This is a genomic window from Roseibium aggregatum IAM 12614, from assembly GCF_000168975.1.
Lineage (GTDB): Bacteria > Pseudomonadota > Alphaproteobacteria > Rhizobiales > Stappiaceae > Roseibium > Roseibium aggregatum.
On record NZ_AAUW01000023.1, the window covers coordinates 100861 to 122769 of the forward strand.

Here is a 21909-nt window from a genome sequence, read left to right on the forward strand (position 1 = left end):
CGATGGCCGATTACGAGACAATCAAGGCTGAACTTGATGGCATTGCGGTTGAGGACAATCCGCGTCTGGTTCAGGCCAAGAGCCGCGATTTCTACTGGTATTCGCCGGTCCTGAAGGCGCAACTCGACAATGTCACCGGCGATCTTCTGGTCTCGCCGAAAAACGAGGCCGAAGTCATAAAGGTCCTGAAGACGGCGTTCGCCCATGGTGTGCCGGTCACGCCGCGCGGCGCGGGCACGGGCAACTACGGCCAGGCGATGCCGCTCTCCGGGGGCATCGTTCTCGACATGTCGAAGATGGACGAGGTCAAGGAAATCGCACCGGGCCGGGTCGTCTGCGGTCCGGGCATCGTCATTGCCAAGCTCGACAAGATCACCAGGGAGCATTCCGGCCAGGAACTGCGCTTCCATCCTTCAACCGCGCAAACCGCGACCATCGGCGGCTTCATCGCCGGCGGGTCGGGCGGTGTCGGTTCGGTTCACTGGGGCGGCTTGCGTGATCTCGGCAACATCCTGCGCCTGCGGATCGTCACCATGGAGGCGGAGCCTCGGGTGATCGAACTGTCCACCTGGGACCTGCAGAAAGTCAGCCATGCCTATGGCACCAACGGCATCATCACCGAAGTCGAAATGCCGCTGACCACGGCCCATGACTGGGTGGATGTGATTGTCGGCCATGAAACCTTCATGGATGCGGTGGTCTTTTCCGACAAGCTGGCGCGCAGCAACGGGCTTCTCCTGAAGGAAGTGGCGCCGATTGCCGCGCCGATCCCGTTCGACTATTTCACCCGCCACAAGCCCTGGCTGAAGGAAGGCGAGGCTGTCACCGTGCTGATGGTGGCACCGCATTCCATGTCGGCGATGCTTGCCCTTGCCGAACGGATGAAGGGCGAAGTCCGCTTCCGGTCGGACGAAGTGGACAACATGAAGGGCATTCCCCATGCCTACGAGCTTGCCTGGAACCACACGACGCTTCGGGCGCTGAAGTTCGACAGCTCCTTCACCTATCTGCAGACCCAGTATCCGGGGCCGAACCATGTGGAGCTGGTGCGCAAGACCACCGAAATGTTCCCGGGCGAGATCTTCGGCCATCTGGAGTTTCTGCGCTTTGACGGTCAGGTCCAGTGTTCCGGCCTGCCGCTGGTCCGCTACACGACGGAAGAACGGCTGGACGAGATCATCCGCCTGCACGAGGAAAACGGCTGCAGGGTCTTCAACCCGCACCGCTATACGCTGGAAGAGGGCGGCATGAAGCAGACCGACCAGGTTCAGCTTGCCTTCAAGAAGGAGACAGATCCCAAGGGGCTGCTCAATCCGGGCAAGATGATCGCCTGGGACAATCCGGACTTCGACTTCGACGCGGGCAAGAACTACCTGTTTCCGGGCCTCCAGGCCTTTGCCGAGGCCTGATCCGATGCGCGTACTGGTTCTTCATTCCCATCCGCAGGAGCAGAGCTTCGGCCGGGCGCTTTATCACAAGACGTGCGAAAGCCTTGCCAGGGCGGGGCACGAGGTCGACGGCTGCAATCTCTATGAGGAAGGCTTCGACCCGGTTCTCTCCGCGCGCGACAGGGACATCTATCACACAGTCCCCGACAACCGGGCGCTGGTCGACAGCTACTGCGAGCGCCTGCTGGCGGCCGAAGGTCTGGTCATCTGCACGCCGGTCTGGAACTTCGGCTTTCCCGCCATGCTGAAGGGCTACTTCGACCGGGTCTGGCTGCCGGGTGTTTCGTTTCGTCTGGAGGACGGCGTCCTGACGCCGACCCTGCGCCACATCCGCAAGATGGCGGCCGTCATGACCTATGGCGGCAGCCGATGGCGGGCGTTTCTGGTCGGCGATCCGCCGCGCAAGATCGTCAACCGGGTTATCCGGGCCCAGATCAAGATCGGCGCGCCAGTGAAATATCTGGCCCATTACGACATGAACAACTGCACCCCGGCCTCGACAGGCGCCTTTCTGGAAAAGGTCGGCCGGGAAATGGAGCGGTTCTGACACCGCTCCAGGCTGGCTGGGCTAGAACACCTTCGCCGCGGTCACTTCCACTTCCACCAGGAATTCCGGACGCGTGAAGCCGCCGACCACCAAAAGGGTCGAGACCGGTTTCAGCGTTCCGGTGTAGCGGTCGCGGACAGCCATATAGTCCGCGAAATCTTCCCGCCGTGTGACGAAGCCGGAAATGCGGATGACATCGTCAAAGCACATGTCCGCTTCCTTCAGGATGGCGGCAATGGCCTCGAAGCAGATTTCAGCCTGACCGGTCACATCCGGCGGGATCGAATCGTCCGGCCTGATGCCGAGTTGGCCGGAGGTCACCAGCAGGCTGGCGCCCGGCGGCACGTAAAGGCCGTGATTATACTGCCCGAAGGGCGTGCGCACGGAAGACGGATTGAAGGGTTTCTTGTCGGTAGGACCGGCCATGATCGCGGAAACTCCGGAAGTTGCATCTTGTCATGCATGTTCCGGCAAAAAGGCCGGAAAGTCATTGAAAAAATGCAGCTTTTCTGAGTTTGCGATGATCGTGCGTCTCAGCCTTCGGGGCACCGGATAGATCTCCTCACGGGACCTATTCCGGATACCAGAGCTTCGCCTTTTCCGCACCGCGCTCGATGATCACGTGCCCGTTGGCAAAGACGCGGTAGCCGTGACTCCAGTCGCCGTCTGGCCACTTGATGCGCACATTGGCGCGTTCCGCCACGCCGAGGCCGAAATGCACAAAGCCCATCTGACCGGAGGCGTGTCCGGCGCCCACCTGGATGTCTTTCACCACGGTGCGGTTGCCCGTCTTCACGCTGATCTTGGCACCCACCGCGCGGGCATTCGGCTTGCCCGGCTGGCGCACTTCGACAGCCAGCCAGTTGCCGAGCTGTTTTGGCGTTTCAGCCGTGCCCTGGCCAACATTCCGGAACAGGCTGACCGGACCGGAGCGGTTCACGACCACCAGATCCATCAGCCCGTCGGCGTTGAAGTCCGCCAGGCCCGCGCCCCGGCCACGCCGGTTCAGCGCGATCCCGGCCGTGTCGCCCGTCTCCACAAACCGGCCATCCCATTGGCCGAGCAGCAGATTGTCAGGGTCATAGGCGGCAAAATCGGGCATGGCTTCCACGTTGCCCTTGGCGATGAACAGATCCCAGAGGCCGTCGTTGTTGACGTCCTGAAACTCCGAATGCCAGCCGGTGGAAGGTTTCAGGTCTTCCCCCGCATAGGGCCTGTGCGCGGTCACGCCGAGATCGAAGGCAATGTCCTGATAGACCGGCACCGTCTCGTCCGATTCCGGATCGAGCTTCTGCAGTTTTGTGTCGCCCATGCTGGTAAGCGCATATTCGGGAAATCCATCCACATCCAGGTCGATGGAGGCAATGCCCATGCCCCAGATCTTCAGGTGTTGCCAGCCGTCGGACTTGCGATAGGGGCGGGGCGGGCGGCCGGGTGGAACGGCCCAGAGCTGCTCTTCGCCGCCACGATAATATTGCCGGTCGTTGGAGATCCGAAGCGCCGGCTCGCCGGACCGGTTCCAGTCGGTAAACAGCATCGACAAGCTGCAATAGCCGGGTGAGAGGCGGGTGGCCTCAGGATAACGCACGCTGCCGTCTTCCGCCGTTTCCGGCCGGAACAGGAAGTTGTCGTGGCAGGTGCCCCAGGGCGAGCCGGGAGCGGAGCGGTCGACATAATTGCCGAAGGCCAGCGTGGGGTAATCGAGGCCGGGTTCATAGGTTGCAGAAAAGGCCGTGCTCCACTCGCGGCCGCCGTCAAAGCCGAGCGCGCGGTTGGCAACCTCGAAGGTGCAGGCGCCCTTGCCTTCCAGGATCAGGTTTTCCCCCAGACGCAGGACGACAAGATCCATATGACCGTCGTTGTTGATGTCCAGAGGATAGGCGCCAAGCACGCCTGTTGCCTGCTTGTCGCTGAGACCGGTGTCCAGCGCGGTGAACTTCAGCGGCCCCGCGACGCGGCTTTCATTGCGGTAAAGCTGCGCCGGGTTCTTGCCTCCGGCAAAGAACAGATCCGGCTTGCGGTCGCCGTCGCAATCGAAGATCGCGGTGCCGCCACCGACGAAGAATTCCCAGGCGCCGTCATAGCTGTGTTCGATGCCCGCGGCAGCGGCTTCCTCCACGAACGTGGGGACGGGCGCAACGGATGCCTGCCGCGTGTCCTCTGCCAAGGCGGGCGCAGCAAAGGCCACGCCCAGCAACACGCCGGATACGGAAAGAGCGAACCGGTTCATTCCGCGATCTCCAGACTGCGCAGGAAGGCGATGATTGTCTGCTGCTCGGTTTCCGTCAGATCGGCATAGGCCTTGCGGCTGTCGGTCGCCGCGCCACCATGGGCGAGAATGGCTTCTTCCAGCGTGGTGATATCCCCCCGGTGCCCATAGGGCGCCGTGCTGCCGATGCCCCAAAGCTCGGAGGTGATGAACACGTCCCGGGCAACGAAGCGTTGGGCGAGCAGTTCGTTGCCGAAGGTGTCGTTGGCCGCGTCGGCAATCGTGTGACGCTTCAGGTCGCCATAAAGCGGAACCAGCACACGTCCCTGGTCGTCCCGCGGCAGGGCCTTGACCCAGTCCAGTGTGCCGAGATCGAGTTCAAGCGGCGCTGTCACGTCGCTCTGGCGCAGGGTTCCAGCGGTGTCGAACGGGCCCGGATCCTGAAAGATCAGGCTTTCGAGCGGCAGTTCTGGAATGTGGCAGGCGCTGCAGCCGATCGTACCGAAGAGCTGCTCTCCCTTTGCCGCGGCCTCCTGCCAGACGTCCGGCAGGTCCTGTTTTCGGGTCGGCGCGGGAAGGGTCGCCTGAAAGGCAACCAGGGCCGAGATCTGGCCGGGCGTTATTTCGTTCGTGTGGCCGTCACCGTCGAAATCGTCCGTGCCTGTCCAAACGGCCCCGAACCGCTCGGCGGCCTGCATGCCATGATGATCGTTGCTGGCGTTCACGGTGAACTGGCGAAGGGAGGCAAAGACACCCTTCTGGCTGAAAGGCCGCACGGTCAGGTCGTCATCTATCCCCTCGAGGCGGGAAACGTCCAGCGTTCCGTCGGCAAACGCGGTCAGCCTGCCGAAGGAAACACCCTTCGTCTTCAGGTCGACGGTCTCTTCCTGGCCGCTCGCCCTTGCCCGGGCCAGCAGATCCGTCCGTTGGCGGCGCAGATCCGAGGTCATTTCCCGGGCGAGCAGCTCGATCAGCCCGGCGCCCTGAAGCGCGACCGTGTTGCGCTCGTTGGAAAACTGCGGATCGGTCGTGTCGAAGTCGGCGCTTTCAAACCCCTCGGACACGAACACATTGGCGGTGAACGCGCCGGAGCCGCCGATGATTGGCTCGTTGTGGCATGACGCGCAGGCATTGGCGTCCATGCCCGCCAGGCGCTGGAAGGCCAGTGGCGACTTGCGGCGCACCTTGGTCGGTACGATGGCCCGTGTCGCCTCCGGACGGCCCGCGCCATCCAATGTGGTGAACTTGGCCTTGAAAAGCTCCTTGCCGATCGGCTGCAGCACCGGGATCACGTCGTCGCCGGACTGTGCCAGAGCGTCGATATCGACATCTTCCCTGATCGCCCGCTCACTCCACGGCGCCGGATCGGCGAGCGTGGCGACGGGCAGGGCGAGACCCAGGGAAAGGCTGAGGGCAATGGTGGAAACCGCCGCGCGGAACAGGCTGGTCATGCGGTCGCCTCCTTGCGCTCAAGCCGGGCGATGCGGCTTGACGGCGCTGTCGCGTTGCCCAGAAAGTCCTTGTCGAGGCGCTCCATGGACTGGGCGATCAGGCCGCTGCGGATGAAGTCCTCATTCCACGGCATCACGTCCAGGGAGAAATTGTTTCTCAGGTCGGCGACCAGGGCTTCCTCCAGACCTTCCCACATGCCCTTTTCCATGAAGGAGAAGGCCCGCATGGCAGCACCCGTCAGCACAATGCGCTTGGGGTCGATCATCGCGATCACCCGGGCAAGGCCGTAGCCAAGAACCCGGCCGGCCTCATGAAAGGCGTTGCAGGCGTCCTTGTCTCCGGAGCCGGCGAGTTCAATCAGCCGGGCAAGGCCGCCAACCCCTGCCTTGATGGTGCTCGGATCCGTGTTTTCCGGCAGGTGCGAGGCGGCCCGCACCAGCGCGTAGTCGGACAGATAGGCCTCAAGACACCCTTTCTTGCCGCAGCGGCAGAGCGCCCCGCCGGGCAGATGGTTGGCATGGCCGAATTCCGCGGCCGTGCCGCTTGCGCCGGAAAACAGTCGGTTGTCGAGGTAGAGCCCCATGCCGACACCATAATCGAGCATGATAACGGCGAAGGTTCCGCTGTAGCGGTTCGGGTCCGACCAGTGCAGCGCTTCGGTGATCATGTTGGTGTCGTTGGAAATGTAGCAATCCGCCCCGAAGGCATCGTGCAATGGTCCGACGATCGGAATCTTGCGCCCGGCAAAGGCGGGGCTCCAGGCCACGACACCTGTTTCCGTTTCGACGACACCCTGCGCCGCGACGCCGATCTCCCGGACCCGCGACGGAACAATTCCGGCGTCATTGAGGAACTGCCGGATCGTGCCAATCAGCGTTTCGGGAAAGCTTGCGGCATCTTCGGTCGCACTGTCGAAATGGCTACGCTCGCTGCGCACCACCTCGCCGGCGAAATTCACCAGGGCAAGGTCGATGTTGTTGACCGAAAGACGCACGCCAATCGTGTAAACCGCGTCGGGATTAAGTTTCAAAAGGGTGCGTGGCCGTCCGCGCGCCTGCGGTGCTTTCGGCTCCTCGCTTTCCAGGCTCAGGATCAATTCCTGGTCCAGAAGATCGGAGGTGATGGCCGTCACCGTCGCCGGACTCAGCCGTGTCATCTGGCCGAGATCTATCCGCGCCATAGGGCCGTTCCGGCGCAGGGCCTGTAGAACAATACTTCTGTTTTGCCGCCGGATCTGATCCCGGTCCGCCTTGCGTGTCATGCTCGCTCAGCTCTTCCCAAGGTGTTTCCTCTGTCCCGGGTTTCTCCCGGTTTTCCTGCTTCTCACCGGGTGTTTCAAACCCCGCGGAACAGTGTTTTGCAAAACCATGTTGACAGGAGCAGCGCTTTCCTGCAACTTTTTTTCGGACACTAAAAAAAATAACAATAAGGCTGTCCTATCTGAAGGCGTCTCGAAAAGGCGCTTCGACACTGACGCATTTCAGGCGCACCCGTCCGACGTGGGATGTGCCAACTGGAGGAAACATCGCAATGCGTAAAATCACCACTCTGCTGGCGGGCGTCCTGCTGTCCGCAACCGCACTGAACCTTGCCCATGCAGAAGACATCGTTGTCGGCGTAAGCTGGTCCAACTTCCAGGAAGAACGCTGGAAGACCGACGAAGCCGCCATCAAGGGCGCACTGGAAGCTGCCGGCGCGAAGTATATTTCCGCCGATGCCCAGAGCTCGTCCGCAAAACAGCTTTCCGACGTTGAGGCGCTGATCGCACAGGGTGCGAACGCCCTTATCATCCTGGCTCAGGATTCCCAGGCAATCGGCCCGGCTGTGCAGGCTGCCGCTGACGAAGGTATTCCGGTCGTCGGTTACGACCGTCTCATCGACGATCCGCGCGCCTTCTACCTGACCTTCGACAACGTCGAAGTCGGTCGCATGCAGGCCCGTGCCGTTCTGGAAGCCGCGCCGAAGGGCAACTACGTCATGATCAAGGGCTCGCCGACCGACCCGAACGCGGACTTCCTCCGCGGTGGTCAGCAGGAAGTCCTGCAGTCCGCAATCGACGCGGGTGACATCAAGATCGTTGGCGAAGCCTACACCGATGGCTGGCTGCCGGCGAACGCACAGCGCAACATGGAACAGATTCTGACCGCAAACGACAACAAGGTCGACGCGGTTGTTGCCTCCAACGACGGCACGGCAGGCGGTGTTGTTGCCGCTCTGACCGCGCAGGGCATGGACGGCATTCCGGTGTCCGGTCAGGACGGCGACCATGCCGCTCTGAACCGTGTCGCAAAGGGCACCCAGACCGTTTCCGTCTGGAAAGACGCACGTGAACTCGGCAAGGCGGCCGGCGAAATCGCCGTTACCCTGGCTGGTGGCACCGAACTGTCCGGCGTCGATGGCGCAGCAGCCTGGACGTCTCCGTCCGGCACCGAGCTGACCGCCAAGTTCCTGGCACCGCTTCCGGTTACCAAGGACAACCTGACCGCTGTTGTGGATGCAGGCTGGATCTCCAAGGCAGATCTGTGCCAGGGCGTTGAAAACGGCCCGGCTCCCTGTAACTAATAACACTACGCTTAATGTACGGCCCCGGTTATTCTTAACCGGGGCCGTAATAACAGGGACAGCTGCTGAAGAAGCCGCACCCCGGGATGGGCCACCCGATGCGTAAGCGTAATGGTCTCCAAGCAGGAGTAACCTCTATGTCTGACACCGCACTGTCAGGGCCCAAAAGCCCGACAGCACGAAACTTGTTTGCCGCATTGCAGCTCGACACCCGGCTTCTCGGCATGATCGGGGCGTTCATCGTTCTGTGCCTGGTGTTCAATGTGTTCACGGATGGCCGGTTCCTGACGCCGCGCAACATCTTCAACCTCACGATCCAGACCGTCTCCGTCGCCATCATGGCCACGGGCATGGTGTTCGTCATCGTCACCCGCCACATCGATCTGTCGGTCGGCTCCGTGCTGGCGACTGTTGCGGCCGTCATGGCGGTTGTCCAGACCGATGTCCTGCCGCCGCTTCTGGGCCTCGGCAATCCGTTCATCTGGATCCTTGCCATTCTGGTTGGCGTGGTCGTCGGTGTGCTGATCGGCGCGTTCCAGGGCTGGATGATCGGTTACCTCGGCATTCCCGCTTTCATCGTAACGCTCGGTGGCCTCCTGGTCTGGCGCAACGTTGCCTGGTTCATCACCTCCGGCCAGACCATCGGCCCGCTCGATGAAACCTTCACCATGATCGGTGGCATCGGCGGCACCATGGGCGAAACGGGCTCCTGGATCTTCGGTGTTCTGGCGGTGGCAGCAGCTCTCTGGCTGCAGGTCTCCTCGCGTCGCCGCAAGGCCGCGCACGGCTTCCCGGTCAAACCCGGCTGGGCGGAAGTCACCATGGGTGTCATCACGACTGCAGCCATTCTCGCGTTCGTCTGGGTGCTGAACGCCTACGACATTCCCTCAGCGCGCCTTGAACGCATTTTCGAGGCCCGCGGTGAAACCATGCCGGAAGGCCTGGTCATGGGCTACGGCATTCCCTATTCGGTGCTGCTTCTGATCGTGGTCACCGTGATCATGACCATCGTTGCCCGCCGTACCCGCCTCGGACGCTACATCTTCGCAACCGGCGGCAATCCGGATGCAGCCGAACTGTCCGGCATCAACACTCGTTTCCTGACGGTCAAGGTGTTTGCCATCATGGGCGGCCTCAGCGCGCTCGCTGCGGCTGTCGCAGCCGCACGCCTCGGCTTTTCGACCAACGACATCGGCACGCTGGACGAACTCAGGGTCATCGCCGCGGCGGTCATCGGCGGCACGGCGCTTGCCGGTGGTGTCGGCACGATCTACGGCGCTATCCTGGGCGCGCTGATCATGCAGTCGCTGCAGTCGGGCATGGCCATGGTCGGTGTTGACGCTCCGTTGCAGAACATCGTCGTCGGCACGGTGCTCGTCATCGCCGTCCTCGTCGACATCATCTATCGCAAGCGCACGGGAGACTGAGACATGGACGCGCCTCTCGTAGAAATGAAAGACATGTGCATCTCCTTCGGCGGGGTGCAGGCCGTGGATCATGTCTCGGTCGATCTTTACCCGGGTGAAGTTGTGGGCCTGCTTGGCCACAATGGCGCCGGCAAGTCGACCTTGATCAAGATCCTCTCCGGCGCCTACAAGGCCGACAGCGGCGAAATCCGCATCAACGGCAAGGAAGTGCACATTCACTCGCCGCGCGACGCGCGGGCGCAGAACATCGAGACAATCTACCAGACGCTTGCTCTGGCGGACAATCTCGACGCGGCGTCCAACCTGTTCCTCGGCCGTGAACTGACCTCGCCGCTCGGCTTTGTCGACGACGATGCCATGGAAGCGGAAACTCGCAAGATCATGGGCCGGCTCAATCCGAACTTCAAAAAGTTCCATGCGCCGGTGAAAGCCCTGTCGGGCGGTCAGCGCCAGTCGGTGGCCATTGCCCGCGCGGTCTACTTCAATGCCAAGATCCTGATCATGGACGAACCGACCGCCGCGCTTGGCGTGCATGAAACGCAGATGGTGGCCGAACTCATCCAGGAACTGAAGAAACAGGGTCTCGGCATCTTCCTGATCAGCCACGACATTCACGACGTCTTCCAGCTTTGCGACCGTATCGCGGTGATGAAGAACGGTCAGCTTGTCGGCACCGCCCGCACGACCGACGTCACCGACGACGACGTGCTCGGCATGATCATCCTGGGTAAATGCCCGGAAGGGGCGATCCCGGGTCCAGGTGCCCTTGTGGACGATACCGTGGTCGGATAAACCGGCCGGACCCGCGGGCTCTTGCCCGCGGGGCTTCCTCATGGTTTGAACAGATGGCCTGGCCCCTGTTCTGACGGTGTGGAACCTCATGCCGAAGCCCGTTCAGGGGTCATCGGCATTCTTTTTGGTTCATTTTGAGGAACGCACCTCATGTATATCGGTCTCGATATCGGTACGAGTTCGGTCAAAGCCATTCTGCTAGGCGAGGACCAGTCCCTGATCGCATCGGCAACCGCGGAACTGACGGTCGAGCGGCCTCATCCGGGGTGGTCGGAGCAGGATCCCGACAGTTGGTGGCGCGCTTGCGAAACCGTTCTTGATGCCCTGAAGGCGGAAGCGCCGAAAGCCATGGCGGCTGTGCGCGGCATCGGCCTGTCCGGCCACATGCACGGCGCCACGCTTCTGGATGCGGCCGGTACGCCGCTGCGCCCGTGCATCCTGTGGAACGACGGCAGATCGGGCAAGCAGTGCTCGGAGCTGGAAGCAGCCGAACCGAAATTCCTGACGCTCGGCGGCAACCGGGTCATGCCCGGGTTCACTGCGCCCAAGCTGCAATGGGTGCGCGAAAACGAGCCGGATATCTTCGCCAGGACTAAAATGGTCCTGCTGCCCAAGGACTACGTCCGCTTCAAGCTGACCGGCGAATACGTCGGCGAAATGTCGGATGCCGCCGGAACGCTGTGGCTGGATGTCGCCAGGCGCGACTGGAGCGACGCGCTTCTGGCCGCCACCGGCCTGACCCGTCAGAACATGCCGCGCCTTGTCGAGGGCTCCGAAAGCTCGGGCACGCTCAAGGCAGAACTCTGCGGCCGCTGGGGCTTCGATGCCGCGCCGGTGGTGGCAGGCGGTGGCGGCGACAATGCCGCCTCGGCCTGCGGTGTCGGCGCGGTCGATCCGGGGTCGGCCTTCGTCTCTCTCGGCACCTCCGGTGTGCTGTTCGTGACCAACGATCGTTTCTCGCCCAACGTGGACAGCGCGGTGCATGCCTTCTGCCATGCCGTGCCGGACACATGGCACCAGATGGGCGTTATCCTGTCGGCCACGGACAGTCTCAACTGGCTGGCAAAGGTGCTGAAGCGCAGACCGGGCGAACTCACGGGTCTGGTCGGCAAGGTCGAAGGGCCTTCGCCGGTGTCCTTCATGCCCTATCTCGGCGGCGAACGGACACCGCACAACGATGTCGACATCCGCGCCGGTTTCTTCGGCATTTCGCACGCAACCGACGATGCCGAACTCTGTCACGCGGTTCTGGACGGTGTCGCCTTTGCGCTCAAGGACTGTCTGGAAGCGCTCAGCGTTGCCGGCACCAGGATCGAGCGTGTTCTGGCGGTCGGCGGCGGATCGCGTTCGACGGTCTGGCTGGAGATCATCGCCAGCCTGCTCAATGTGCCGGTCGACGTTCCGGTCGACGGCGATTTCGGGGGCTCGCTGGGGGCGGCACGCCTCGGCCAAGCCGCTGCACTCGGCACCACGGAGGGGATCTTCTCAAAACCCGCTCTCAAGACCAGCATCGATCCCGTTCCGGCCCTCACACAAAGATATGCCGAAGGGTACGAGCGCTGGCGCAAGCTGTATCCGGCGCTGAAACAAGCCGGCTTTTAGAAAACACTTTCAAGGAGATGACAATATGAGCACTGGTTTCTTCGGCGATCTGCAGCCGATCCAATACGCCGGTCCTTCCAGCACCGAGCCGCTGAGCTACCGACACTACAACAAGGACGAAGTTGTGCTCGGCAAGCGTATGGAAGACCACCTGCGTCTTGCCGTGTGTTACTGGCACAGCTTCTGCTGGCCGGGTTCCGACCCGTTCGGTGGCGAGACCTTCAACCGCTCCTGGATGGCTGCCGGTGGCGACCCGATGGAACAGGCGAAACTGAAAGCGGATGTCGCCTTCGAGATGTTCCAGATCCTGGGCATGCCGTTCTTCACCTTCCACGACCGCGACATTGCGCCGGAAGGCCGGACGCTTGCCGAAAGCAATGCCAACGTCAACGCGATTGCCGACATCTTCGAAAAGAAGATGGCCGATACCGGCATCAAGCTCTTGTGGGGCACGGCCAACATGTTCTCCAACCGCCGCTTCATGGCGGGGGCTGCCACCAACCCGGATCCGGACGTCTTTGCCTATGCCGCCGCACAGGTGAAGAACGCGATGGACGTCACCTATCGCCTCGGCGGTGAGAACTATGTGCTCTGGGGTGGCCGCGAAGGTTATGAGACCCTGCTCAACACCAATGTCAAACAGGAGCTGGACCAGTTCGGCCGTTTCCTCAACATGGTGGTCGAATACAAGCACAAGATCGGCTTCAAGGGCACGATCCTGATCGAGCCGAAGCCGCAGGAACCGTCCAAGCACCAGTATGACTACGATGTTGCCACCGTCTATGGCTTCCTGAAGGCCTACGGGCTGGAAAACGACGTCAAGATGAACATCGAGCAGGGCCACGCCATCCTGGCCGGTCACTCGTTCGAGCACGAGCTGCATATGGCCCGTTCGCTCGGCATCTTCGGGTCGGTCGACATGAACCGCAACGACTACCAGTGCGGCTGGGATACCGACCACTTCGGCATGAACGTGCCGGAACTGGCGCTCGCCTATTACGAGATCCTGATGGCAGGTGGCTTCACCACCGGCGGCACCAACTTCGACGCCAAGCTGCGCCGTCAGTCGCTCGATCCGGTCGATCTGATCCAGGCGCATGTCGGCTCCGCCGATGCGATTGCCCGCGGCCTGAAGGCTGCGGCCGCCATGATCGAGGACGGCCGTCTCAAAGGCTTCGTCGACGACCGCTACGCCGGCTGGCAGAAACCGGAAAACGCCGACATCCTCAAGGGCGGCTCTTCGCTCGAGGCTCTGGCCGAGCGCGTTCACAAGGCCGACCTGGAACCGCAGCCGAAATCCGGGAAGCAGGAATACCTGGAAAGCCTGGTCAACCTGTTCGTCTGACGCGAACAGCATCCGGGGCGCTTGTTGCTGCGCTCCGGATGCCCTCCTCGGCTGAGGCCCGGCAGGGGCGACCCGCGATTTGCTGCCACGGGGTCTCAGCTGTCTGCAAACTTTTCCCGGTACTCGCCGACGGTGGTGTTGAGATGTCTCTTGAACGCCCGCTGCATCTGCTGAAAATCGGTAAAACCGGAAACGCGGATGGCGCTTCCCACCGGCGCGCCGCCAGACAGGACATCCGCTGCCCGCTTGAGCCTGTAGCGTTCCAGATATTTCACGGGCGTTAGTCCCGCGCTTGCCGAAAACCGCCGGCTCAAGGTCCGCGGGGTTAGACCGGCAACCTCAGCCATCAACTCCAGTGTCCAGTCGCGTCCAGGATTGTCCTGCAAGGCGTCAAGCAGCCGGCTAAGTTCGCGGTCGCCGGAAAACTGCGCTTCAAGCAAGTCGGCGAACTGGGTCTGGCCACCGGCTCTTTTCAGATAGACGACCAACTCGCGGGCAACGGCAAGAGCCAGGGCTCCGCCATGGTCCCTCTTGATGATTTCCAGCGCCAGATCGATGCCCGAGGCCACGCCGGCGGAAGTCATCACCTTGCCGTCGATGTGATACAGCTCGTCGGTGGACCAGCGCACCTGCGGAAATTGCTGCTGCACCTGTCGGGCGCGCCGCCAGTGGGTCGTGGCTTTCCGGCCGTTCAAAAGGCCCGCATTGGCCAGGACCAGCGCACCGGAGCAGATCGAGATAACCCGTCTGTCCTCCATTTCCGAAGGCCATGTTGCAAGAAAATCCAGGATCATCCGGTCATGCATCGCGTGATCGACACCGGTCCCGCCCGGTATCAGGAGGTCCCGTCCCCCGTCTGTCGAAGCAACCACATCCGCTTGCAGTCTGAGCCCGCAGGAAGAGGTGACACCCATCCCGTCCATGGACACGAAGCGCAACCGGTAGCGTTCGGTGCCGTCCTCATTTGCGGAACTGAAAACCTGCACGGGACCTGCCACATCCAGGATGTTCAGGCCGTCGAAAAGCAGGATGTCGATCTGGCGAGGTGGTTTGTCCATAATTGACGATACTATGTCATTATAGACAAGCGGTTCAACCGGTAAACATGAGCGATCCTTGGATCTACACCCTCACGTAACCGGTACGGACGACCTCATGCTCACGAGAAACTTTCTGCTCATCCTCCTTGCGAATATCGTACTCGGCTCGGCAATGCCGATGCTGATTATTCTGGGCGGTCTGGCGGGTGGCTGGCTGGCTCCCCACGTGTGGCTCGCAACCGCGCCACCGTCAACGCAGATGCTGGTTGGCATCATCGTGGCAACACCGGTATCTCTCTTCATGGGACGGTTCGGCAGGCGGGCAGGTTTCCTGCTTGGCGCGGCTATGCTGTGCTTCGGCGGTATCGTAGCGGCATTGGCGCTTGTTCTGCAGAATTTCATCCTGCTCTGCCTGGCGCATGCGGCTCTTGGGGCTGCATTGATCAGCGTGAACTATTTCCGGTTTGCCGCGTCCGAGGCTGTTTCCGCAGAACATCGCGCTCAGGCGATTTCCTTCACGCTGGCTTCCGGACTGGTGGCTGCGTTGCTGGGGCCGCAACTGTTCAATGAAGCAAAGGATGCTCTGGCGCCAACACCGCTGGCAGGCGCATATCTTGCAATCGCCGCGCTGGGAGTTCTGGGGGCGTTGCCGGTCTGGTTGTTAAAGATGCCAGCATCGCCGCGAAAGACCGCCCACAGGCGAGCGGACAGCGCGGTCCGAATCCTGAGCCGCAATCCCAGGGCAGCAGGAGCGATCGGGCTAGCGGCTTTATCACAGGCGATAATGGTTCTTTTGATGACACCGACACCCTTGGCGATGATCGGTTGCGGTTTTGCCGAAGGCCAGGCCGCGGATGTCATTCGCTGGCACGTGGTCGCAATGTTCGCGCCCGGTTTCTTTACGGGGTTTCTGATCCGCCGCTTCGGCGGAACCAGGATCGCCGTCCTGGGGCTCGTTCTCCTGTTCGCTTCCGCGCTGACTGCATGGTCCGGCATCGGCCTGCTCGAATTCTACGGCGCGCTCGTCCTGTTGGGTGTGGGTTGGAATTTCGGCTTCATCGGGGGAACGCATTTGCTTCAGGCGGCCTTGAGCGACGAGGAAAGGCCGCTGGTGCAAGGTGTCAACGATACGCTTCTTGCGGTTTCATCCTCCGGAGCCTCGCTTCTTTCCGGCATGCTGTTTGCGGGGATAGGCTGGACGGGTCTGGCTGCTGTGTCCGCTCCTGTCCTGGCGCTGCTTGCACTGATCCTGCTGCTTCGCTTCCGGCGCCGGGCATCCCTTGCAGGAGCGTGAGACAAAGGCCGGGACTGAACACCTAGAAGCGAAGGTCGAAGCGCATGCTGAAGTCATGATCTTTCACGCCCTCGGCAAGCTGTCCGTCATAGCCAAGCGAGAGGCTTGCATCGTCGCTGACTGCGAAGGACAGTCCGACACCGAGCAGGGCAGCGTCGCGGGCTGTTGGAACACCGGCGATACTGAAATCGCTGCCGCCATTGAACGCCATCACCGAGGTTCCGGTGAGATCGCCATAGGCATGCTGCCAGCCGGCGTGGCCGGAAAGACGTGCCGCCGTTTCGCCCAGCAGGATGTCGCGGCTGGCGCGAAGCCCAAGCGTCGTGGTCCACATATCCTGTGTTTGCGATGCCGCGTGCAGCGCTGCCATGCCGCCTGTTTCGGAGAAACCGTCGGTCTTCAGGTTGACATAGGATGCCGCGGCGAACGGTTGCAGATATCCATCCTCGTCTCCGAACCGCCAACCTGTCTCGGCGAAGGCCTGCAGCGTGCGGGCGCCATAATCCGCGTTCAGCTGTTCGCTCAACCCAACAAAGGAAACCGCGCGCTTGGTGGAGATAGCGTGATGGCCGTAGGAGCCACCGAAGCTGAGGCTGCACGGACCTGTCTGTGTGCTGCCATATCCGCCGATATAGTAGCTGTCGGTATCGGCTGAAGCCGTGAACCCCTTTTCGCCAATCGAGGAATTCATGTAACCTGCGGCAAGGCCGAACAGCCAGTCCTGACCGACGCGGGCGTCAACGCCCAACAGTGCTCCACCGCCGGAAGTGTCTACAGTGTGTGCATTGCCATCGCCCCGATAGCTCCCGAACCCGCCCAGAGCATCGAACCAGACCGACAATACCCCACCCGTCGCCAAGGCGTCGCCGTTTGGCGCAGCCTCCTGCGCCGCGCCCGCGGCAAAGGCGGCATCAATCCGGGAGAGGATTACCCTCTCGACCTGTCTCGGCTCATCCCGCAAAACGGTATTGGCGGATGCATGGATTTCGCCGGACAGCGCATCGAATATCTCCGGCGCTTCATTTTCGTAAAGCCCAAGAATCGTCCGATAAAGCGCGGTGTCCTGCGACAGGCTGTCCAGCCCTTCCGCCGTCGCCTTCTGGTTTGGCGTTCTTGCCTCATCGACGAAATCGACATTGTTTCGCCGAAGCGTCAGATAGACGTTTGTGGCGTCGTAACCGAGATAGGAGTCGAGAAAGACAAAATTGTCGGTCACGCTGCCGAAGCTGCCGGTGATACCGCCTTCGGCAGTCACCACGGTATAGACATTGATCGAATCAAAGCCGGAGCCGTCATCGCCGGAACGCTCTGCCAAAACGACGAGGTCTGCGCCCGGGTCTATCGTTACAGCGCCCGTAACCTTCAGCAGGTCATTGTTGATGCCGGCTTGCGTGCCGGCCTCATTGACCTCAACCTGATAGACCGAGCCGGCGCCAAGCCCCAGATCGCCGGCAACACTCATTGTTCCGATGGAATTGCCCGGCGCAACCACACCTGAAACCACCGTATCCCCGATCGTGCCCGAGCCGGCAAGCAATCCAGCGGAGGAAACATTCACCGCCCCGGTAGAGCCATTGACGACCAGCTTGCCGCCGAACACATCCGTGCCACCGGTATAGCTGCTTTTGCCTGTCAGAATTGTCGTACCGGAATAGACTTCAACGCTACCTGCGCCGGTAATATCGGGCGCAAAGGTGTAGTCCGCGTTGGTGTGGTTGAAGACGATGCGGCCATTACCCGCGCCGAAGACGATCGCGCCGGTCTGAAGCGTACCGGCGACGCCTGCGGTCCCGCCTGCCGCAGACCCGATATTGAGCGTGCCGGAGGAGCCGTTTTCCTTGGCGATTTCGACGCGATCATTGGCGATGACGTTTGCGCTGTCAGTCAGCGTCAAAACGCCGTCTCCGCTATTGCCGACAACAAGCACGCCGCCGGTGCTTGTCCACCTCGTGCCCACACCGGAAACAGTGGCTGTGCCTGAACCGCTCGAGGCTTTGCCGATGACGCCGCTGACGGCTTCAATCGTTCCGCCGCCTGACAGGTTGAGTGTACCTGTGCCTTTGTCCCCCAGAGCCAATGTGCCGGTGAGTACTAGTTTTGAGCCGGAACCGATCAGATTCACGGTACCCTGCGCAAGGCTCCCTTCGCCGAGAATCATGTCCTTTCCGCTCATCACGCCGCTATCCGTGATGGTCAGCACGCCTTCGGCGTTCCATCCCACGCGCGAAATAACGAAATCATACCAACGCGATCCGGTGCCGATGATCGTTGCCGCGCCGTACTCATTGGTACCAATATTGGCGATGGGAGCGGTTACGGTGCCCCCTCTTGAAATTGTCAGCGAAGCGGGGTCTTTCACCCCGACCGAAACGAAATCTGCTTCTGAAATAGCTTTCCCGTATGGCCCGCCGTCGATGCCGTCAACGGTAACATCAGTGTCGATCCAGAGGCCGGCGAGCGCCGGTCCCGAAAGGGCGGTAAACGCTGTCGAAGCCAGCAATGCCAATTTGGGAGCAGCCTGGAACGCACGTTTGGTCGCTCCCTTTGGGCGCTTGTGGGAAGGCACTGATGTACGAACTGATGTTGTTGTCGGTTGACCTTGCCGCATGGTTGCTCCCCTGAAATCATCTCGTGGAACCATGCTCTCGGAGCGGCTTCGACGATTGGGAAACCGTGCCGACTTGCTTATGAGATAAAGCTCCCTCGGAGCTTATTGTTCAGCCACACAACGATTGGAATCCCCGGATCAGGGGATTTGACGCGCAGGTCCTAGCACTACTTTGGCAGGTTTATGTGAGTTTTGATTTTTGAGGATTCCCCAGAAGAGTTTTCGGTGATTCATAGGAGACCGGCTTTAGAAGGTGTCGGTCATGTATGGGAATTGGCAGGTTGATCTCGAACGTTGGCTAGCGCCGTTTATGATGGCGCTTCGTCACAAGACGCGCGCCCGGATGTGCCCGGCCTACATTGAAGGCTTGATCGGTCCGGGAGACCGCAAGAGCATTCAGCCGATGGCCGAGAGGATAGGCACAGCCAGTTACGATCAGTTGCATCATTTTATTGCGAGCAGCCGCTGGGATCCTGCACCGCTTGAAGCGGCATTGCTAAGCGAAGCTGACCGGAAGCTTGGCGGGAACGATGCCTAGCTGATCATCGATGACACTGCACTGCCCAAAAAGGGGAACCACTCGGTCGGGGTGGCCCCTCAATATGCCTCGGCATTGGGAAAACGAGCGAACTGCCAGACGCTGGTGTCAGTAACGCTGGCTTCGAACGAAGTCCCCGCCATAGTCGGGTTACGGCTCTTCCTGCCGGAGAGCTGGACTTGCGATATCGCCCGGCTTGATCGCGCCGGAGTTCCTGAAGATATTCGTGATTACAGGACCAAGCCCGAGATCGCCCTTGCGGAAATCGACCGGGTGAGCGCCGCAGGTGTGCGTTTTGGTTGCGTCCTCGCAGATGCCGGATATGGCTTGAGTGCTCCTTTCCGGCAAGGGCTGAGCGCACGCGGGTTGACCTGGGCCGTTGGCATTGCGCTCAAGCAGAAGGTTTATCCCGCGGATGTGCAGATGATCTTCCCTGTCGCCAAGCGAGGCCGCCCGCGCCAGCGGCACATTCCCGATACAAAGTCGATCACGGCGCAGGCCATGTTGGAGACAGCAAAATGGAGGAAGGTCAGTTGGCGGCGCGGGACCACGGGAACGCTCTCGGCACGCTTTGCAGCCAGGCGCGTCCGGATCGCAGACGATCCACCTCAACGCATTCGCGACATGGGTGCCCAGCATCTGCCGGGAGAGGAGGTCTGGGTCGTCGGTGAGCACCGCTCGACCGGCGAGCGCAAATACTACCTGTCCAACCTTCCCGCAGAAGCGTCACTCAAGCAACTTGCAGGTGCCATCAAGGCACGATGGATTTGCGAACAGGCACACCAGCAGCTCAAAGAGGAACTCGGTCTGGATCACTTCGAAGGGCGATCCAGGGCCGGGCTTCACAGGCACGCATTAATGACGATGATCGCCTATGCCTTCCTGCAATCCTGCCGCCTCAAGCAGGCGGGTGGGGGGAAAAAGAATCTCCGGACCGCAACCGACACTGCCTGCCGTCCGCATGGAACTCCTGAAAATCATTCAAAAACCTCCACCGCGAACATGCCCACATTGCGGGAAATGTGTCTTTGACAGAAATCTGCCAAAGTAGTGCTAATAGCTCTGGAACAACCGAACGCCGTCTGGGTCGGCAAGGTTGTGCAGCCGGTGTGCTGCGTGGCGGGCGAAGCGCAGCGTCACGGACTTTCGGGTGGCTGCCGCCAATTTGTGTTCCGGCGCTTTCCGCAGGATCTCCGCTCCATACCCGTCGGACACAATCAGCCCGGCTTCTTCGGGAAAGATCTCCAGTGGAACATCCGGATGGGTCGCGAAATAAAGACGGTCGCAATGAAGGCGGTAGTCCGGCCACTTGGTATCGGCCCGGAAATCGGCAATCGAGGATTTGACCTCGACAATCCAGAGCTCGTGTTTCGGCCCAAGCGCCAGAAGATCGGCCCGACGGGCGGAGGCAAGGGTGACTTCCGGCAGGCAGGCGAAATCGAGCTGCCGCAAAAGACGCGCTGCACCGCGCCAGACCTTCAGCGCGGTTTCCGACTGGCGTCCGTCCGAGAGCGGGTCTTCCAGCTGTATCCGCCCCGCAAGTGGCTGATAATCGGGTTCCATACGAATTTTGTTCCACATTTGTTCGTTTTTTGCAAGTTTCGCTGCCAGCCTCATTGACCTTTCCTGCCAACATGCGCGATCTTTCCGCGCATTGGATTTTCCGGACAGATCCTGTCACTCTGGGAGGGGGAGCGGTTGAACGGTTTCAAACGAAGTGCCTTTTTCGGCATTGCATTGGCAATTGCCTGCGGGCCAGCGCTGGCAGGCAAGGGCGACCTGATGTTCAAGGTGCCGAAATCCGCGCCCCTGATGCAGGGCCGCGCACTGGATCTGCGGTTCGCAGATTTCGCACAAGGCATCTGGGTTCGCGAGTTGCAGGACTGCCCGGCACCGAGGATCGATCGAAGCCCGCCGGGCTCGACGCTTGCCATTTACCGCGGCCTTCTGGAAACCCCGGGCCGCATCTGCCAGGTCTATGGTGCCGAGAAGAGCGGCAAGATGACCCAGCGCGCAGCCATCAATTGCCTGCTGACGGACGGCGGAGAGGCGATCGAACTGGTCACGGTGCAGCCAAGGGGCGCGGAAGGACTGATCGTCCAGGAAGGCGAAAAACCGCCCGTCCATTTCCGCTTCTGCGAAAAGATCGTCCCGATCCTGCAATCGTCGAACAGCAATTGATGCTCTTTTGCTGCCTGGTTTGGAAACCGGGAGCCCTGAGTACGACACCCTCATCCTGAGGAGGCCGTCAGGCCGTCTCGAAGCAACCATGTTTTTAGGTGCTCATCGGCTGCCATTCCCTATTGTCCCTGACCATTGCGTTGAGGATGGTCAGGAGTTTCCTGGAGCAGGCGATGATTGCCTGTTTCTTGCCTGTTCCACCTTTGATGAGGCGTTCGTAGAAGGTTTTGATGATGGGGTTGTGGCGTGCCGCTGACAGGCTTGCCATGAAGAGCATCCTGCGCACCTTGGCCCTGCCGCCGGCGATCCTGCGTTGCCCCCGCATCATGCCACTGTCTCTGGCGAAGGGCGCGACGCCAACCAGGGCAGCAATGGCCCGCCGCGAGACCTGCCCCAGTTCGGGCAGGAACGCCAGGAGGCTGACGGCGGCGACCGGCCCGATGCCCGGAACGGCCCTGAGCTGGTCATAGCGCTGGCTCAACTCGGCCTTTTCGCGAATGCAGCTCTGGATCATGCGGTCCAATTCCGCAAGCTTGGCCTCTATCGTCTCCAGTATATCCCGGTGCATGCGCTCCAGATCAGCATCGTCATTGAGGCCGAGCTGATTGCGCAGCCGGGTCTTCTCGGCAACAAAGCTGTCCCGAGCAGAGGCATAGCGCGCAAGCTTCGCCTCGACGTCGCCCGGACGAGGAGCCGACGGCGGATCAAACACCTGCGCATAGTGGGCCAGAACGGCTGCATCCAGCCGGTCGGTCTTGGCCAACCGACTACCGGCCTTGGCAAAGTCCCGGGGGCGGGCCGGATTGACACACAAACATGGTATCCCTGCTGCTGCAGCGCCTGCACCGCCTTGCGTTCATAGCC

The 21909-nt window shown here is 61.4% G+C and carries 17 protein-coding genes and 1 pseudogene; 10 read left to right on the forward strand and 8 right to left on the reverse strand.

Annotated elements, in window-relative coordinates:
• Positions 1-2 precede the first annotated feature (2 nt).
• Complete coding sequence (locus tag SIAM614_RS25705; protein WP_006939077.1) at positions 3-1409, forward strand: FAD-binding oxidoreductase; 1407 nt, start codon at positions 3-5, stop codon at positions 1407-1409.
• Between the two features lie 4 nt (positions 1410-1413).
• The gene (locus SIAM614_RS25710) at positions 1414-1995 is read left to right on the forward strand and encodes an NAD(P)H-dependent oxidoreductase (protein WP_006939078.1); all 582 of its coding nucleotides are present in this window, start codon (positions 1414-1416) and stop codon (positions 1993-1995) included.
• A 21-nt stretch (positions 1996-2016) separates the two neighbouring features.
• Here SIAM614_RS25710 and SIAM614_RS25715 read toward each other — a convergent pair whose 3' ends face one another.
• From SIAM614_RS25715 to SIAM614_RS25730, 4 genes are all read right to left on the reverse strand, one after another.
• Positions 2017-2421: a RidA family protein gene (locus SIAM614_RS25715; protein ID WP_006939079.1), complete on the reverse strand. Its 405-nt coding sequence runs from the start codon at positions 2419-2421 to the stop codon at positions 2017-2019.
• A gap of 145 nt (positions 2422-2566) precedes the next feature.
• Entirely contained in the window at positions 2567-4225 is a 1659-nt protein-coding gene (locus SIAM614_RS25720) for a CRTAC1 family protein (RefSeq protein WP_006939080.1), read from the reverse strand.
• Complete coding sequence (locus tag SIAM614_RS25725) at positions 4222-5655, reverse strand: di-heme oxidoredictase family protein (RefSeq protein WP_006939081.1); 1434 nt, start codon at positions 5653-5655, stop codon at positions 4222-4224. Before SIAM614_RS25725 ends, SIAM614_RS25720 begins: the two co-directional genes overlap by 4 nt.
• Positions 5652-6836 (reverse strand): ROK family protein, encoded by a 1185-nt coding sequence (locus SIAM614_RS25730; RefSeq protein WP_208984100.1) that lies wholly within the window; start codon positions 6834-6836, stop codon positions 5652-5654. The genes SIAM614_RS25725 and SIAM614_RS25730 overlap by 4 nt, the downstream gene beginning before the upstream one ends.
• Before the next feature lie 350 nt (positions 6837-7186).
• Between SIAM614_RS25730 and xylF the strand changes: the two genes are divergently transcribed.
• The 5 genes from xylF (at position 7187) to xylA (ending at position 13384) form a co-directional block, all read left to right on the forward strand.
• Positions 7187-8218: a D-xylose ABC transporter substrate-binding protein gene (xylF, locus tag SIAM614_RS25735; RefSeq protein ID WP_006939084.1), complete on the forward strand. Its 1032-nt coding sequence runs from the start codon at positions 7187-7189 to the stop codon at positions 8216-8218.
• 137 nt (positions 8219-8355) lie between these two features.
• The gene (locus SIAM614_RS25740) at positions 8356-9645 is read left to right on the forward strand and encodes a sugar ABC transporter permease (RefSeq protein WP_040441132.1); all 1290 of its coding nucleotides are present in this window, start codon (positions 8356-8358) and stop codon (positions 9643-9645) included.
• A gap of 24 nt (positions 9646-9669) precedes the next feature.
• Complete coding sequence (locus tag SIAM614_RS25745) at positions 9670-10437, forward strand: ATP-binding cassette domain-containing protein (protein WP_006939086.1); 768 nt, start codon at positions 9670-9672, stop codon at positions 10435-10437.
• 150 nt (positions 10438-10587) lie between these two features.
• On the forward strand, positions 10588-12039 hold the full coding sequence (gene xylB, locus SIAM614_RS25750; RefSeq protein WP_006939087.1) for a xylulokinase: 1452 nt from the start codon (positions 10588-10590) through the stop codon (positions 12037-12039).
• Between the two features lie 25 nt (positions 12040-12064).
• Complete coding sequence (xylA, locus tag SIAM614_RS25755; RefSeq protein ID WP_006939088.1) at positions 12065-13384, forward strand: xylose isomerase; 1320 nt, start codon at positions 12065-12067, stop codon at positions 13382-13384.
• Positions 13385-13479: 95 nt separating this feature from the next.
• On the opposite strand, the gene SIAM614_RS25760 is transcribed toward xylA, so the two are convergent.
• Complete coding sequence (locus tag SIAM614_RS25760; protein ID WP_006939089.1) at positions 13480-14442, reverse strand: GlxA family transcriptional regulator; 963 nt, start codon at positions 14440-14442, stop codon at positions 13480-13482.
• A 97-nt stretch (positions 14443-14539) separates the two neighbouring features.
• On the opposite strand from SIAM614_RS25760, the gene SIAM614_RS25765 reads away from it, so the two are divergent.
• Positions 14540-15718 (forward strand): MFS transporter, encoded by a 1179-nt coding sequence (locus tag SIAM614_RS25765; protein ID WP_006939090.1) that lies wholly within the window; start codon positions 14540-14542, stop codon positions 15716-15718.
• Between the two features lie 22 nt (positions 15719-15740).
• Here SIAM614_RS25765 and SIAM614_RS25770 read toward each other — a convergent pair whose 3' ends face one another.
• A complete protein-coding gene (locus SIAM614_RS25770) occupies positions 15741-18224 on the reverse strand; it encodes an autotransporter outer membrane beta-barrel domain-containing protein (RefSeq protein WP_198137409.1) in 2484 nt (827 codons plus the stop codon).
• A gap of 364 nt (positions 18225-18588) precedes the next feature.
• Between SIAM614_RS25770 and SIAM614_RS25775 the strand changes: the two are divergent.
• Positions 18589-19896: pseudogene (locus SIAM614_RS25775) on the forward strand (IS701 family transposase).
• 21 nt (positions 19897-19917) lie between these two features.
• Here the strand turns inward: SIAM614_RS25775 and SIAM614_RS25780 are convergent.
• A complete protein-coding gene (locus SIAM614_RS25780; protein WP_050789496.1) occupies positions 19918-20427 on the reverse strand; it encodes an MmcB family DNA repair protein in 510 nt (169 codons plus the stop codon).
• 135 nt (positions 20428-20562) lie between these two features.
• Between SIAM614_RS25780 and SIAM614_RS25785 the strand changes: the two genes are divergently transcribed.
• Positions 20563-21045, forward strand: coding sequence for a hypothetical protein (locus SIAM614_RS25785; RefSeq protein WP_006939096.1), 483 nt, complete (start codon positions 20563-20565; stop codon positions 21043-21045).
• A gap of 94 nt (positions 21046-21139) precedes the next feature.
• On the opposite strand, the gene SIAM614_RS25790 is transcribed toward SIAM614_RS25785, so the two are convergent.
• Positions 21140-21859, reverse strand: a complete 720-nt coding sequence (locus SIAM614_RS25790) for a transposase (protein ID WP_229598015.1) — start codon at positions 21857-21859, stop codon at positions 21140-21142.
• Positions 21860-21909 lie beyond the last annotated feature (50 nt).